Annotated in this window: 11 protein-coding genes; 4 read left to right on the forward strand and 7 right to left on the reverse strand. The window is 57.5% G+C overall.

Features of this window, described 5'->3' with window-relative positions; genetic code table 11:
* Positions 1-90: 90 nt before the first annotated feature.
* Positions 91-1,236: a plasmid replication protein RepC gene (repC, locus tag NF876_RS22535; RefSeq protein WP_210811423.1), complete on the reverse strand. Its 1,146-nt coding sequence runs from the start codon at positions 1,234-1,236 to the stop codon at positions 91-93.
* 878 nt (positions 1,237-2,114) lie between these two features.
* Here repC and NF876_RS22540 point away from each other — a divergent pair.
* Positions 2,115-7,067 (forward strand): PDDEXK-like endonuclease domain-containing protein, encoded by a 4,953-nt coding sequence (locus NF876_RS22540; RefSeq protein WP_247654543.1) that lies wholly within the window; start codon positions 2,115-2,117, stop codon positions 7,065-7,067.
* 191 nt (positions 7,068-7,258) lie between these two features.
* Here NF876_RS22540 and trhA read toward each other — a convergent pair whose 3' ends face one another.
* Positions 7,259-7,927 (reverse strand): PAQR family membrane homeostasis protein TrhA, encoded by a 669-nt coding sequence (trhA, locus tag NF876_RS22545; protein ID WP_371823198.1) that lies wholly within the window; start codon positions 7,925-7,927, stop codon positions 7,259-7,261.
* A 182-nt stretch (positions 7,928-8,109) separates the two neighbouring features.
* Complete coding sequence (locus NF876_RS22550; RefSeq protein WP_210811429.1) at positions 8,110-8,337, reverse strand: hypothetical protein; 228 nt, start codon at positions 8,335-8,337, stop codon at positions 8,110-8,112.
* Between the two features lie 1,482 nt (positions 8,338-9,819).
* Between NF876_RS22550 and NF876_RS22555 the strand changes: the two genes are divergently transcribed.
* Together NF876_RS22555 and NF876_RS22560 are read left to right on the forward strand one after the other, a co-directional pair.
* The gene (locus NF876_RS22555) at positions 9,820-10,872 is read left to right on the forward strand and encodes a hypothetical protein (RefSeq protein WP_210811431.1); all 1,053 of its coding nucleotides are present in this window, start codon (positions 9,820-9,822) and stop codon (positions 10,870-10,872) included.
* Positions 10,873-10,995: 123 nt separating this feature from the next.
* Positions 10,996-11,469: a hypothetical protein gene (locus NF876_RS22560; protein ID WP_210811433.1), complete on the forward strand. Its 474-nt coding sequence runs from the start codon at positions 10,996-10,998 to the stop codon at positions 11,467-11,469.
* A 288-nt stretch (positions 11,470-11,757) separates the two neighbouring features.
* On the opposite strand, the gene NF876_RS22565 is transcribed toward NF876_RS22560, so the two are convergent.
* Together NF876_RS22565 and NF876_RS22570 are read right to left on the reverse strand one after the other, a co-directional pair.
* Positions 11,758-12,273, reverse strand: coding sequence for a Ros/MucR family transcriptional regulator (locus tag NF876_RS22565; RefSeq protein WP_210811437.1), 516 nt, complete (start codon positions 12,271-12,273; stop codon positions 11,758-11,760).
* 337 nt (positions 12,274-12,610) lie between these two features.
* Positions 12,611-12,772 (reverse strand): hypothetical protein, encoded by a 162-nt coding sequence (locus NF876_RS22570; protein WP_210811448.1) that lies wholly within the window; start codon positions 12,770-12,772, stop codon positions 12,611-12,613.
* A 226-nt stretch (positions 12,773-12,998) separates the two neighbouring features.
* Here NF876_RS22570 and NF876_RS22575 point away from each other — a divergent pair, with 226 nt between their 5' ends.
* Positions 12,999-14,054, forward strand: a complete 1,056-nt coding sequence (locus tag NF876_RS22575; protein WP_247654544.1) for a type I restriction enzyme HsdR N-terminal domain-containing protein — start codon at positions 12,999-13,001, stop codon at positions 14,052-14,054.
* 212 nt (positions 14,055-14,266) lie between these two features.
* On the opposite strand, the gene NF876_RS22580 is transcribed toward NF876_RS22575, so the two are convergent.
* Together NF876_RS22580 and NF876_RS22585 are read right to left on the reverse strand one after the other, a co-directional pair.
* On the reverse strand, positions 14,267-14,971 hold the full coding sequence (locus NF876_RS22580) for a hypothetical protein (RefSeq protein WP_210811441.1): 705 nt from the start codon (positions 14,969-14,971) through the stop codon (positions 14,267-14,269).
* Positions 14,972-15,082: 111 nt separating this feature from the next.
* Positions 15,083-16,132, reverse strand: a complete 1,050-nt coding sequence (locus NF876_RS22585; protein WP_210811445.1) for a DEAD/DEAH box helicase — start codon at positions 16,130-16,132, stop codon at positions 15,083-15,085.
* Positions 16,133-16,275: the final 143 nt, after the last annotated feature.

Below are 16,275 nucleotides of genomic sequence, written 5' to 3' on the forward strand. Positions count from 1 at the left end.
TCCGACAGCGTCTTTCCTTACAGACCATATGTTCACCTTGCGGTCTCGGGCACGTCGTGACCGGGCCGAAGCTGTTGGACGATCGTTCTCTCACACGAGCTTTCGTCTCCGCAGAGCCAAGAGCTCAGCCTGAAGATTGATGCCCCCTCTGCTGATCATGCGCACAATGAATCGGTAGTAGCCTCCGGCATTTCGAATGCGGTTTCGTCCGCTCGCAACATCGTCGTCATAGAGCTGTAGAACGTAAATGACCGCGGCTGCTGCAGACAAATCACCAATGGCCCGGACAGCCTCATCCCATGTGCTGGGATGAGCCCCTAAGGAGGCTCGTAGGTAACGGCCAGCTGAAACCACATCAGCAGCGTTTCGGATCACATGCCCGTAGTAAGAGATCACAGGGCAAGCCTCGACCACCAGTGCCGGAGAGATCTGCGTAGAACTCGATCGAGCAATCGTGCGCGGTTGAGACGCGTCAGTGCTGTTGTCACAAGTCTCACTAGGAGATCCGCTCTCTGCTTCAATATGCCGGCATTCGGTGCCGTCACAGCCTGCCTTGTAGAAGGCGTCCTCAGCAAGGTACCGAGCCTCCTGCCACGCGTCGGCTAGGCCTTCGGGGAGGGATGATCCAGACCTCCTGGGCGTTCTGGCTTTCAAAACCTCCATGCGCTGCTCCAGATCTAATCGGTCAACTTCGGGAAAGTGCTGGGCAAGAGCGCTCAGCGCCTCCTCTGTTGCCCGACGGCAGATCGTGATTTCATCGAACGTTCGCTTGCGAATGTCCTTGAGCCGCTTCTGCTGGGCGATCGTTTCAGCCCACTCTCCGCGCCTGGCATAGATTGGGGTCAGGTCAAATCCGAACGCGTCAACGACCACGCCAGCTTCATCCCGGATGGCGTAGCGCTTCCCATTAGGCGAGTCCTTTGGAACCACGAGCCTGAGGTCGATCAGGGCACGGATTACGTTACGGATAGAGCGCTCGGACAGGCCTGTGGTCGCCACCAATCGGGCGTTAGACGGCCACACCAGGAGCCGGCCTGCCTTCTGCTCACCCCAGCATGCCACCAACTGACCCAGCACTATGCGCTGGGTGGCGCTGAGCCTAAGCGCCTTTTCGGCCTCTCGGGCGGCAGCTGATAGTTCCTTGCGCGTCACGGTATGCTCGGTTTCGAGCACGAGTCTTCTCGCGGCCAGAGCAGCATGTCTCAGCCGCCGGCCTCCTGACGATGCGAGCTGCATCGTGTCCCTCCAATGTGAGGGCAAAGCGGGAGCGTTCACCGAAACCGATGTTCTTGACAGTCAGCTTGTCGGGGTGGCATAAGGAAGGTGCTTACGTTTCCATACGCCCACCCCCTCGGTGGGTCTCCAAAGGCCCTCGAAGTTTCCAGCTTCGTGGGCCTTTTGCTTTGCCTGGCCTTAGTTCACGGGTTGCTTCTCCTGTTCGAAGAGAGTTGCGAGAGTTTCGGGGGCAGGCTGCCTAATCCGACGGAGCCTCAGTGAGGGCGTTGGTCCGGCCATCGACGTTCGTGAGCGCCAACACGTCAGGCTCCCACCGACCTACCGGGACGATAGGCCTGTGGGAGCGCTGCTCTTGTGGCGCAAAGAACTGGAGCCTGCGCACCCGCTCTTCTCGCAACAGTTCAAGTGATGGCTGATTCGATGTTGCGTGTGGAGTCGATCTGAAATGATTGGGCCATTGTTAACGCAGTTCGCATTGGAAAATTGAATCTGCAGGATTATTGAGGCCGAAAGCGGCGAGTCGAAAGAAAGATAATTGTTCTTCCTTGACTCTGCGAGAATCGCTTTTGACTCAGCGGCTGCTCGATGCGCTAAGATCATTGTCACTGCGGCTGTCCCACGCAGACTCGAAATCATAATTCATCATCTTGAATACTGTCAGCGTCGAGGAAAGCCGACTGGGGCTACCAAGCGTCAGGCTGACAGTCATCACTTGCGAGTGCAGGCGAGGAGCTCTGTCCGCCCGCTCGTCTCGCCGTGGTCACTGTGACGCTAATAGACCACCACTTTAGGCTTGACCAATATCGGGCGCTCAGATGAGTCTCTTAGCAACAAAGCTTCGTTCGAGGGGCTAGGAACGAAGCAAACCAAAGAACATGATGTCTGCACCTGATACTGTCGCACCTGCCGCTGAGCGCCTTCACAATCTTCTGGGATATGTCGAGCAAGTCGTCCGGCTGGATGAGCGACCGGCCCTGCGGCTGTCTGAGCATCGGCTTCCAACCGGACAGACCTTCGTGCTGCACCAGCATGAACTGCATGCCATGCCCGGTGTCCGTCACGACCTAGTGGACGAGGACGGCCCGGTGTGGCTGGCCCTGGAGCGGCTCCGGCGCAGTGACCCGCCTGCGCCTCCCGAACAGGCGGCAGACTGGCTGGAGATCTCCCCCGATCCTGAGCGGGAGCCGAAACTCCGGGACTACCTGCTTCGGACGGTAACGGAGACGGAGCGGGATGAACTTCTGGCCTCCGGAGCCGTGCGCCCGGAGGATGTGGCGGAAGCCATTAAACAGGACGAGACCATTCCCCGCTGGGATGTGCGCCTGCGCCTGGAGGATCGCCCTGATGTCAGGAGCGCCGCCGAGACGTGGATCACCGAACAATGGTTGCCCTGGTCGACGGCGGAACGTCCAGTTCGCCGATCACTGGCGTTGTATCAGAGGCTGTTTGAGGTCACCCAACTCGCCGAACTCGGAGGGGGCGACAAATCCTTAGAACTTGTTTGGGGTATGGGGCTCTCCCGGTGGCTCAGGGATGGCAACGAGGTCGACCTGCCTCTGGTTGAGCGTCTCGTGGAAATCGAGATCGACGATCTTGCCGGTGGTGAGATCAAGGTTCGCCCCCGGGCCGCCACAGCCAGCGTCAACATGCGCCCGTTTGAAGAACTCGGTGTTGAAGGGGCTTCCTTGGCCTTGGACGCGTCTCGTCGGGCGATCGCGGCCGTCGATGCCGATGAAGGTGTCTCACCTTATCGGCGCGAGGGATTCGAGCCTATCCTTCGGGCCTGTCAGGCCCGTCTGGACGCCGAAGGCGTCTATCTGCCCGATCGCCAGGCACTGGCACCCGACCAGCCGGTGCCGGCGGCCGACGAGCACCTGACCGTTTCGGACCGTTGGGTTCTGTTTGCCCGGAGACGATCCGACAGCTTCATCTTGGCCGACCTCGAGAACCTGAAGAAGTCGATCGAGAAGGCTGCCGAGGAGAGTTCGTTGCCGGGTCCGGCCCAGACCCTCGTGATGGGGCCTTCCACCGAGCAGCCGAACGATATCTGGACTCCGCTTGGCAATCGCGTCGGCGAGACCACCGGCGGGACAGCGGAGGCGGCGCCTCAACCTGAGGCTATGGACCTTTTCTTCCCCAAGCCCTTCAACGATGACCAGATCGAGATCGTCCGGCGCTTGGAAGGCACCGATGGCATTGTCGTCCAGGGACCGCCCGGCACGGGCAAGACGCATACGATCTCCAACATCATCTGCCATTACATGGCCACGGGCCGGCGGGTCCTGGTCGTGTCGCATGGGGAGCCCGCCCTTGCGGTGCTGCGAAACCAGCTGCCCGAAGGCGTCCGGGATCTCGCGATCAGCATCACGGCGACGGAGCGAGAAGGATTTAAGCAACTCGAGACGGCTGTGCGCCTCCTGCAGTCGGTCGTCGAGAGCATCAAGCCCAGCGAGCAGTCGCGTCTGATCCGGGACCTGGAAGCCTCGGTCGTTGGCCTCCGGACCCGGCTTGAGGAGGTCGACAAGGAAATCGAGCAGTTTGCTCTGTTGCAACTCGCCCCGACAGCGGCTGGTGAGCGGCCGGCGGAGCTTGCAAAGCGGATTGTCTCCTCGGCAGAGCAATACAGGTGGTTCGAGGATCGTCCGGAGCAGTCTGCGCAAGATGCTGGTCTGTCAGACGACGAGATCTCCGCCCTTCGAGCGGCGCGTGTGACCCTCGGTTCCCGGCTCGAGCACCTGGATTCGGAGCTCCCATCGGTGGAGGATCTGCCCGATGGGGAGGTCATTGCCCGGCTGCATGAAGACCTCGTAAGGTCCGAGCGCTTCGCGGAGGCCGCCGCACGGGATGGCTCACTAACGATCCGCATCGGCTCAGTTGGTGCCATCGGGCAGGCGCTGCGAGGAGCCGAAGCCCTTGAGACCCTCCAGCGTGTTCAGGCGATCGCCAAGGCCAATCCCTGGCTTGAGCCGGTGGCTCAGCATGCGATCGGCGGCGAGCGGGGAACCGGCGCGCTCGATCTGCTCCTGCGGTTTGTGGAAGACGCAAAGCCGATTGTCGAGGAGCGGAAGCGCTATCTGGATCAGCCGGTGGAACTGCCTGACACCTTCGAGCCCGCAGCCGTTGAGGCGACCACGTTGATCGGCCGCCTCGCCAACGGCGAGGAGGTCTTTGGCTTCTTTGCGTTTCGCGAGAAGGCACTCCGGCCGGTCGTGCAGGCCATCAAGGTGCAAGGGCGCGTGCCGGCTGCTCGTGAGGACTGGGATCACATTCGCCAATACCTCATCTGGCGGGAGCAAGTCACCTCATTGAGCGTCCGGTGGCGGGCGCTGGCCGAGGAGATTGGCGCTCCGTCTGCAGGGTCGGCGCGGGAGATCGAACAACTCGTTGGCCTCCTTGGTGCTATCCTCGTGGAGGGCGCTGGCGCCATGCGCACGCTCGAGGAGGTCTTCGGCCAAGTCGTACCTGGAGCGAGCTTGCCTCGGGATCTCTGGCGCGATCCTGCTCGGATGGAACATGCCGAGGAGGCGCTTCGAAATGCGGCGGCGTCTGCACAGCTCGCTGCCGCGCGCGTTGAAGTGTCTCGGCTCGAAGGGCTCTTCTCGGATGCATCAGGCAAGATCGGAAAACTGGCCCGTGACTTGCTGGGCGAGGCGATTGGCCGATCCGATATCGAGGTGGAGACCATTGCCCGGCTCTGGGGCGCCTTGAGGCGTCAGATCGATGACCTGAATCAGCACAAGAACCATCTGGCGCTTGTCCGCACCGTGACAGGCCGGATCCGCGAAGCGGGGGCTCCTCTCTGGAGCCGGCGTCTGGCCACAGAGCCAGTTGAAGGCGAAACGGATGCCTTGATCCCCGCCGACTGGCGTGAGGCATGGGATTGGGCCGCAGCTTCGGCTTATCTGGCGCGGATCGACGACCGGAACCGGCTGCGTAGCCTGGCCGAGGAACGGGTCCGCCTTGATGCGGAAATCAGGAAGACCTTCGAGCGGGTGGTGCGCGAACGAACCTTCTATGAGCTTGGTCGGTCCATGTCTGGGCCGGTGCGCTCTGCGCTGATGATGTTCGCCACAGCCCTGCGCAAGACCGGCAAGGGCACCGGCAAAGGGGCTGTTCGGCACCGCCGCGATGCCCGCAGCGCCATGGCCCAGTGCTATGACGCCATTCCGTGCTGGATCATGCCGACATGGCGCGTTGCGGAGCAGTTGCCTGGCGAGGTTGGCTCGTTCGACCTCGTCATCATGGACGAGGCCTCACAGTCCGACATCCGTGAGGTCCCGGCGCTCCTTCGCGGCAAGAAGATCCTCGTGGTCGGTGACGACAAACAGGTGAGCCCGACAGCTGCCTTCATCGAGAACGCGAAGATCGACCGCCTTGAGCACGGCTTCCTCAAAGGGCAGCCCTTCAAGACGCTTCTGCTGCCGGGATCCTCACTCTATGACCTCGCCAAGGTCATGTTTCCGGACAAGCTGGTCATGCTCAAGGAGCACTTCCGGTGCGTCGAGCCGATCATCCGGTTCTCCATGCAGTTCTACCCTGAGCCGCTGGTGCCGCTGCGCGTGCCAACGGCGCATGAACGGCTCGATCCACCGCTCGTCGACATCTACGTGCCGGACGGGCGCCGCCAGGGGGATAAGCAGAACCCGCGGGAAGCGGAGGTCATCGTCGGTGAGATCCGCAAGATTGTTGAGGATCCCGCCCTTGCTCGTATCGAGGCCCAGGATCGCTGGCGCACGATCGGCGTGGTGTCGCTGATCGGAGCAAAGCAGGCAGCCCTCATCAACCGCATGCTTCTCGATGAGCTCGGGGAAGATCTGATGATGCGCCATCGGATCGCCTGCGGTGACAGTGCCACCTTCCAGGGCAACGAGCGCGACATCGTCTTTCTGTCTATGATTGCTGATCCCAACAGCAAGCAGGCTCAGACGGCAGCCCAGTTCGAGCAGCGCTTCAATGTGGCGCTCTCACGCGCCCGGGACCGTCTCGTGCTCGTCCGCTCCGTTCGCGAAGAAGAGCTCAAGCCTGAGGACCTGAAGGCGCGGGTGATCCGCCATTTCCGCGACCCAGTGGCTGGAGCTGCCACGCCGGCAGGTGACCTTGAGGCCATGTGCGAGTCGGACTTCGAGCGGGAGGTGCTGCGGCGTCTTCTCGAGCGCGGCTACCGGGTCACTCCGCAGGTCGGCGCCATGGGGTACCGCATCGACCTTGTTGTCGAGGGAGCAAACGGGCGGCGCCTGGCCGTCGAGTGTGATGGCGATCAGTACCATGGTCCGGAGCGCTGGGCGGACGATATGCGCCGTCAGCGCATTCTCGAACGGGTCGGCTGGCGCTTCTGGCGCTGCTGGGCGTCGAGTTTCACGCTTGATCCCGATGGCTGCATGGACGATCTGTTCGCGACCCTAGAACGCCATGGAATTGAGCCAAGCGACGGTGCTACCAGCGGTGGGGTTTTCACAGCTCATATCACGGCGCCGGAAACATATGCGAAAGGTGATATGTTCAATTCAAGCGAGACCGAACAGAGAACCCAGCCTCATTCTCAAACCCAGGATGAGATATACGTTAAAAGCGTTGAAGGGTTCGCCGGCTCCGCCAATGGGATCCGCGTTGGTGATCGAGTTATCATCAGATATCTTGACGATAACAAGACAGCGACATTCATATTGAGCCCCACGCGTGATGATCTGACGAATGGCTTCCTGGCGGTAAATTCCCCGCTGGGGAAGGAATTGGTCGGTCTAACTGAAGAAGACGAAACTGAGTTCGAAGTGAACGGTCGTATGAGGCGTGTGCTCATTGTGAGAACTGACAGGTCAGTCGCAACTCACTAGGTGTCTTGGTCGGCTATCCTTCTGAGGTTGTGTAGGACCGCTCTAGCAAGGGCTGAATTCCCGGGATCATGGTAACTACGTTGGTTTACAAATTCTGGTTCAGTTTAAGCGGTCACAGCTATTTACTGAACCGAACTAAGGTTAGTTCCGCTGAACCACACTCAGATTGAACGAAGACCTGTGGTCGCCTGTCATGCACTCTCGATCATGACGAAGGAGGAGAATACAGCGCCGTAGTGGCAGGCCGTCGCCAATAGAACGAAGCCGTGCCAGATTGCGTTTTGAAAGCGTAGGCTATCCCATACGTGGAAGATCACTCCGGCGGTGTAGAGTATGGCACCAGCGCCAAGCAACCACAGGGTCATACTCGGGAAGGCCAGAATGTGATCCCACAGGATAACGCCGCTCCACCCAATCAGCAGGTAAAGGCCGATCGACAGCCGATCGAAACGGCCGGGTAGTGCGATTTTAAGAACAATCCCGGCCAGGGAGGCAGCCCAGACAACAATCATGAGGATCTGCGGCATGAGTGTGCTACTCATGCGGATCAGGAACGGCGTGTAGGTGCCTGCGATCAGAACATAAATTGCCGCATGATCGAAGCGGCGAAGCCACCACTTCACAGGTGAGATCGGCCACATGTTGTAGGCCGCTGAGATCACCAGCACTGCCATCATTGCGCTGCAATAAATAAGAGCCGGGATCAATTCCGAAGGCGATGGATTCGGCAGGAGCCAAGCCACGAGCACCACGACGGCAACAAGCCCTAAGACGACGCCAAGCCCATGGATAATACCATCGGCCCAGAGTTCGGCGCGATCATACTCGAAGCGCCCGGCAGTCGGGTTGTGCATGCCTATTCCCCTACGGCAGTTTCCTGCTGCGTCCACCAGTCGATTGAGGAAGAACATAGGCCGGCCCTGGGCGGAGTGACACGTGGCAGGCGGACCCACCCCCCGGTACAGACCAAATGCCAATTTAGAAGCCGTCGCCCCACTACGCTCCAAATTTTCGCTTGCGCCGAACTTCTGACCCTGAAACCCTAGAGATCATTCGCGGCCTGAATGCCGCGATAGACCTTCACATCTGGATCCGGCAGCCTGTCCAGCCGCGCCGCATAGGCCCCATCGTCCTCAGCGGCCCCTTGAGGGTACTTCCCGATCTTGAGCAGAAACTTCAGCGCCACCTCGTTGGAGCAGCCGTACTGTTGGGCGAACTCCCGGACCACGGACATCGTCTGATCGTCGATACGCTGAAAGGTGTCGGTCATTGCCTGAAGCTCCTGCAAGTACGGATGCTGCGGGTCAGTATCTGGGCCGCCGCTTGGGAAGGGAAGCCCGCTTCCACTTTGGAGGTGTGCGAATTGAAGCCATTTTCCGCCTGGTTTTTCGCACACACAAGAGACCTAACCTCGCCTTAGACACAGGGACGAGGTCGACGGGTTTGAGCGAGCAGGCCTATACAACAGTCATATTTAGCGGAAATGCCGGGCCTTGTTCGGCTTCACACGAGGAGAGAGCGCTCGACCAAGTCGTCGAATCCGTAATTGGTCTTTTTGAGCAGGCGGCCCGTGGCCAGCACACCGCATGGGCTCTCTCTGAGGCCATGGCTTCGATCATGTCGCCGCGCCACCAATGCAGTGGTTTGATGCTGAACGACCGCCAGCGGGAGCGGCTCTTAGGAGCAATCGCTGCTGCGCACGGTAAGGCAATAGACACCCTGCCACCGCTCTGCAGACGCTCTAAGATCACCGTCGGAATGGAAGCCCTCGCGGGTCTGGTGGTCTACTGGGCGGAAAGTGGCAAGCAGCGGGCCGCTTGGCCTCGTGACGGGTATATCGACCTGCAAGCCACAGCCCGGATCCTCCGGAACGACCTCCATAATCTCAGTCTCTTAGAAGGGATCGAAGAGCGGGCGCATCGACGTCGTGCACAGGTGCTCGACTCACTCCTTTTGCGAGCCCCGAACAATTCTCTCCTTGGCAGAGGCTCAAAAACCCAATCCACCGACGAAAGACTCCCAGAATGAATCGGGCGAAGCACAACTAGACTGCCGGCGCAAGTGCCATGCAAGCTAACCGGGGTATCTGATCGGCTCCTGAGTTAATTTGTTGTGATCTGATATGAGAGATCCTGTTGAAGCGCCGTTCGTGCGGCTGAAGCAGAAATATGTCTATGCAGCGTGGTCCGAGCGACTCCATTATTGGAATGGAGACAACGACTTGGAATAACTCTTCAAGGTAGGCCACGGGAGCGGCAGCTACAGCCGGATTCATCGTCTGAATACAGGTTGGAAGCCGACTGGCCAAGAACGGGGGCCTCCCTGTCTCTATTATTCAGATTGGGCTGCTATCAAGTGTTGGGGGCTCGACAACGCTCGCAAAGTTGACGCCGAGTTTGGGAAGCGTATGCGGCAAACCTTCCGGACAGCTGACAGCTCACGCCTTCTCTGTGGAAGGCCGCCGACCGGAAACGGCGATGCTGAGATCTATCGCATCAAGCCAGAAGAGGTGCCGGAACTCGAACGATTTAAGGACGGGGGCCGGATCAACGATAGGTTCTCTGATGCCGCGTTGAGCGCAGTCGCGCACTTCCTTACCCAAAAGATTGCAGTTGAGGTGGACCGCCTAAACCAAGCAGTTGGAAAGCACCTGAGCTCAGAGACCATTGGAAGGTAGACGGACGTGCGTCCTCTCAATGAAATTGTAAGTGAGATCGCTCGGCAAATCTTCGATCACGAGAACAGCCTCAGATTGGCTAAGGATGAGTATGGATTCCAGGATGCAAGAGGGGCAATCTTATCGAGCAATCTGATAATTCCATCGTTACTGCTTAGTGATTTGACTGACGCTAAGTTCAATGGAAGCTGGCAGGACAAACTGACCACGGGTGCTGCGTATGATGGCTCTCCGTTGCGGAAGAAGGAGAGCTGGACGCTATTGTGGTGTCTCGAACGAGCCGCCAGGACTCAGATGCAGACGTTTGGGCTTAGTGGTCTGTACGAGGAGGTTCAGACTGCCGGTTTCTTCGGCGCGCTTGCGAGTAACCTTGAGCTGTTCTCTCAGTTAGATGAGGAACTCAGGGCAACCGGCTTTAAGCTATTCTTCGCTGATTGCAGATCGGACGGCACCGAGACGAGTCTGGGGGCCGACTTCGCTATCATCATTCCAGTTTCCGAGGACGAGGTTAAGCTCGCTCTTTTCCAAGCAAAGAAAGTTAAGGGAACTGGAGTCAGCGATGTTTATCAGGTGGCGGGAAATACGGGGAAATATCAGATCCAGCAGCTCCTAAGATCCGAGGAGAGACTGCAGGAGTTAGCCATCGCCCCATCATCTGACACCTGCGAAGCTCTGAGCCAAAGCCCATTTCGAGACGCAGTCTACTATGTGTTCTGGCACCAATGCGAGCCGTCTGGGCTTCTCCGCCCGACAATCAGACCTGCGCGCAGCGTGAGTGCCGATCTTACCGCAGGGCAACCTGATCGGAGCTACCCCACGACAAAGACTTGGAACGTAGATCCCCTTCATGACTGGATCTATTTCTCAGAAGCCGTTTCGCTACTTCTTGCTGATGAGACTTCTCGGTTCGGTGTCAGGCTCACAAGGGCTAGCGTCCTTAGCTTTCTCAAGAATGGCCCCCGTCCGAGGAGAGTCATAGGTATCCATCCGCCATCTCTGGAATATAAGCTGGGATATTGGGACTACCTTAGTAATAGCCCATGGATCGAGTGCAACTTTTCAGGCTTGGGCTGGAGCAGCGTAGAGAAGCGCGAGATTGCTCCATCTTCATCGCCGTTTGAGATATAAGAGGCGGCCCGAAGCTGGTCCACCCAGTGTTTTCGCTATGGAGCTCAATCTGGTGCTCAGATCGTAACTAGGTTGGAAGGGCGATTTTGGGCCAAGCACAGATTTGTTGACAGAAGATACCGTTTGAGCCTGCCGCCGCCCCCAACCCGCGATGAACTCGCCTACCACGAGGCCGGCCATGCCGTGATTGCTCATCTATCCATTGCTTTCATTCTTGATGGTCCGGTGATTATCGATGACCAAGATGGCAGTTTTGGATACTGCACTGATCCGGACCTAGATCCTAAGGTGACCGTTTATCGGGTCCGCTATGAGCGCGCCGTCGTTGCAGCTGCTGGATATGCGGCGCAGAAGTTGTACAACGAGCGTGCGCACGGATCTTTCAACATCTCAGCTCTGCAACTCGGAGCGAGTGACGATGCCGGGATGATCAGAGAGGATTTCGGTTTCGGTGTGTTCGACGAGTTTGTGGCCATTGCTACCCAACGCTTTAACGAAGATGGCGTCTGGGAGGCGGTTGAGCGTCTCGCGGCACGCTTGGCGCAGTCCGGCCAGCTTTCGGCCGAAGAGGCCGCTAAACGCATAGACGAAGCTTAGCCCTTTAGTGGTCAGGTCCATTCTTTGAACCAAGTGAACCTAACCACGTTTTCGAGGGAGGCTATATCCCAGAAGGGACACGCCCATGAACGTCTCGATCGAGATAGATGACACGGCAAGGCAGACATATGCGGTCTTTGTCGACGGTGTCTGCATTGCTAGATCGCTTCCAATGGCAGAAGCGAACCGGGTCAGGCTGCAGGCCCTAAAGGGAGACGTCGGGAAGCCGCGTCAGGGTTAGAATGGTTGGGACGGCGCTCTGCTCCGCCGTCCCAAAAAACTTAGAGGTTATTCGCCAGCCCCGGCCGCCTTCGTCTTCGAAGATGCGCGGCGCTTTGGCTTGGCAGCTTCAGTTGGTGCCGTGACGGTCTTCTCCGGCGCTGCAACTGTCTTCGCGGCAGTCTTCCTTCGCTGCTGGCCAAGGCCGGCGCTTCTGGCGAGTTCAGAGCGCTTCGCAGCATAGTTGGGTGCAACCATCGGATAATCGATCGGGAGCCCCCACTTTGCACGATACTCCTCAGGCGTTAGTCCCAGCTTCGCAAGGTGGCGCTTGAGCGTCTTGTACTCCTTGCCGTCTTCGAGACTGATCAGGAAGTCGGGCGTAATGGACCTGCGGATCGAAACGGCCGGTTCCGGCTTCGCAGGCTCTGCTTGTTTAGGGGCGACGAGTCCTTGGAGCGCTGCGTGGACCGATCCGATCACGTTTAGCAGATCGGCACGATGAACAGAGTTATTGGCCACGTAAGTGGAGACGATAACTGCGGTGATGCTGGCGAAGTCCAGCTGCTGTTCAGTTTGATCCATAATTCATCCAATGCCTATGAGGCTGAGACGTGATCAGTTAGCTGATCGCCTAGCTGGGTCAAGCCACTCGGGCAGGTGTGGGCAATTCTCAATCCCGACCGCTCCAGCCATACTTCAAAGACCTCGCTCGCTGCGTGTTTAGCTTCCTCGGCCGTGTGTGCAAAGCCCAGCAGAGGCACCCTCGCGTTGTGAGGCATGCCGTTCAAGCTCCAGATCCACTGGCCGTCACCAAATCCGCCGGTCTTCTGCTGGTAGACGAGACAGAAGGAATGGGAGCCAAGGCCACCTTCTCAGCTACCCTCCAAATGCCATTCACATGGCCTCCACTTGAGGGACATCAGCGCCCCCTCGGTGGCATAGGCAAGTGCTTGAAGGTGTAGCCGAGCACGGCATTGGCGATGGCCGAGCGACTGACGCCATAGTCGATCGCGAGCCTGGCGAACTCACGCTCGCCCGCCGTATAGCGCAGCCTAGCCTCCAAGACCTTCTCGACTGTCAACTTCGTCTTCCTCATACCCATTCGACTAAAACAGAACGAACAGGGAACATGTTCCTTAGGTCAGTGTAAAGTCGAGCCCTGTGAGGGAGGGTGGATTAGTCGCTGTGGAAACAGTGGATATCGGCCCGCCGTTCGGATGAGCGGTGGGCTGCCCCCACTTTGCTTTGCGACCTTGACGATTTCCGCAGCTAATGTTCGTGTAATCCGATCAAAGCCTGGGGGCACCATGAGCGTAGAAGAAAAGCTCCGCATACTTGCGGAAAGGGTTAAGTCACATTCAAGCGCGATGATCACTGAGGAAGCCGTAAAGACAGCGGTGATTTTGCCATTCTTAAGTGCATTGGATTACGACGTCTTCAATCCGCATGAAGTCATTCCTGAGTACACTGCGGACGCGGTCGGGAAGAAGGGCGAGAAGGTCGATTATGCCATCAAAGTAGATGGTGCCATCCGAATACTGGTCGAATGCAAACCGATCACAACCAACTTGGATAAAGTTCACCTAGCGCAGCTCTACAGATACTTCTCCGTAACAGAGGCGAGGTTCGCGATATTAACTAATGGCCGAACCTTCCATTTCCACACAGACCTTGAGGCGCCTAATAAGCTTGATGAAAGACCGTTTCTAACGTTCGATCTCTCCGATCTGCAGGGGCAATTGACACACGAGCTGAAAAAGTTCGCTAAGAGCGAGTTCAGCATCGACAACATTCTGCAGACCGCCCATCAACTGAAATACACCTCGGCGATCAAGAAAGAGATTGTCGCGCTGATGGAGGCACCTTCCGAAGATTTCGTCCGTCTTGTCACAGCGAATCTACAGCTTGGACGTTTCACGGCTGCTATTCGTGAGCAGTTCACGCCAATGGTGAAAACGGCCTTCAGAGAGATCATCCGTGACTCCGTGCAGGCACGGTTGTCGACTGCACTTGCGGATACAGAGGCGGCCGATGTAGCTGCCGAACCGCCGCCAGTTGAGGCTGATGAAATCATTGCGACGACGGAGGAAGAGCGGGAAGGCTTCATGATCGTGCGCGCGATCGTCCGGGATATCCTTAAGCCAGCTCGGATAATGATGCGGGATCAAAAGAGCTACTGCGGGATCTTGGTCGACGATAACAACAGACGGCCGCTCGCCCGCCTGCATTTCAATCGGAGCGTCAAGTACATTGGTCTGTTTGATGGCGAGAAGGAAGAACGAGTTAAGATCGACACGCTAGACGAGATCTACGAGCACGCTGAACGGCTGCGAGCGACGGCTCAGGTTTATCGCGCGTTGTAATGGGTGACACCCTGCCGAAGTTTGCTTCGGCAGGCGGGCTTTCTCTGGATTCCGAGATGCCTGTTTAGCGAGGCGTGCGGCTGCTTCTTCACAACTGGAGTCAGGCGCCGCCGCCTTGCAACTCAACTTCCTCTCACTCCAGATATGGGAGGAGACTTTCCTGGGCGTTTCCTCCCATCCCTACTGTCCTGAGTTCCGGCTTAAGAACCCTTTTAGTCTATAGGCCGTTCGCGGAAGCCCCATCTCCAAAGGGCTTCGCCGTCCCGTGACATCCTAAACATAGTACCTGAGCGGGTTGCGAGACCCATGGACATAATTAGTGGCTCCTCCGGAATCTCACCAATTCCGCTCTTGTATGGGTTCTCGTTGGCCAAAAGGAAGCTGGGGATCGCCCGAAGAGCCGGAACGGACGAGGAATGGATCAGTTGAGAGAGCTTCTCAAAAGACGCCTTGTCCAAGCTGTCATCCGCTACAGCTCGAACGAGATTTCCAAGCAGCGCGGCTTTTAGCGGTTTCGAGGCCTCAAGGATGATCGCTGTAACGGTGTCCTCGAACTCTTCGGCGAACTTCTTGTCTTTGAGGACTTTGTCGCGGAGCCGGTGGATCGTCTCCGGGGCTTGGGTCCCGAGTGCGCTCAAAAATGCTCGCGTGTTTCTCTCCAAGCGCTTTGTCTGATAGGCGTCCCGCACCGTATACGCGCTGGTGAGCCACTTGACGACAGGTACCTCTTTCAACACCTCATGCTCAGTGGCGGTATCGAGCAGGATCTCGCCCGCGTCCACGAAAATTTCTTTACCAGCACTGAAGCTGTCGGAAATCGCTCCTATAAGATCTTTAGGTTGCCCCGCTGCTGGTTCGGCTGGTTGCGCTCCATCCCTAGATCTCACATCTGGGTCTTGTTTGTTCTGATAGGCCATAAATTTCACCTGAAATCTTAAGGTTGCCACAGCTTTCATTAGGCCTAGGTCGCTATTGTCTCAATGGCGAGCCTTGTGTTCGAGGAGCTGGCACAGAGAGATGGGTGCGAGCTAAACACGTTTTCCAGGCGCAGATCGAAATCCAAATAGTGGATACTCAAACTTTGGAATGTCGGTTACTGGGAAGCGGTCGAGTGTCCAATTGAAATACCTCGCCAGCCAAAGATATTTCTCGCGCGTCCTTACATCTAACTTGGAATCTTGTAAGCTATTACCAACGATTTTCTGGTATGGGCGAAGTTGCGCAGTAAAGAGTGGAGGATTTGGCTCTAGCCCTTCCGGCCATGGCGCGAGGAAGTCCAAAAACGTTTGCTGATCTGCAAAATCTTGGACCCAAGAATTGCGCACTTCGACCAATTTATTCTGTCGATCATAAATGCGTTCTCCGTGTCCCCATTCGGAAGCGAGTTCATCAGAAAGAACGATGCGAGGGTGAACCGCTCGTATGCTTTCAAGACGGTAGGCTTCCACGAGGGCCGGTCCGTAAACCATTGTTCCTTTGTGGATCAAATCTCCAAAGGCAACGCCTCCGCGAACTAGCAAATTAGCATTCGCCAACTGGCTAGTAATAAATCTGATTGAAGAGAGCAGAGAATGCAGGCCGAACTGCCAGGCTGAATCCTCTGTGGAAACAGATATTACGATTGAATCCGAAAATTGAGTGACCTGGAGATCTCCAGGAAATCCTCCCATATCTTTCATTGAGTTTGCCATTGTCGCATGTTGCTCTAAGCCTGCAATGGCAACCCCGAGGTCACGTGCATAATCTGGGTCGGAAGCAGATTTTTCTATTGCTTTTCCCCATCCAAGAACATCTAGGAACGCTATAATCCTTTTCTGATAAACTAAGGATTCTCGGAGCCGTCTGTGCGCCTCTTCTTGCTGCTTGGCTTCCGCCTCTCGCTGAGGAGCTTCCTCAAGCCAACGGCGCTGGTCTTCATCGGCCTGTCGTTCTTCGTCCTCAGTGAACTCACGGACGTACTGGCGACCATCCGCCTCAGCAACGTGAGCGTACCTCTTGTTGGGATCGCGGGTGTCGCCTTGAACCCGTTCCAGCTTGCCATTTACCAGACGATAGAGCGGCAGATCTGTTGAGGACATGCTTCGTGCCTACGATTCTGACTTGATTTGGCACCATTAATCAGGCGGCGATTGAACCTCAAGCACTGAGCTCCACGCTCCGCGAGGAGTGCTAAGGACGGATTGTATCAATCTCGCCGCTGACGCGAGCTCGGAGATACTCC

The sequence above is a fragment of the Microvirga yunnanensis genome, from assembly GCF_025460875.1.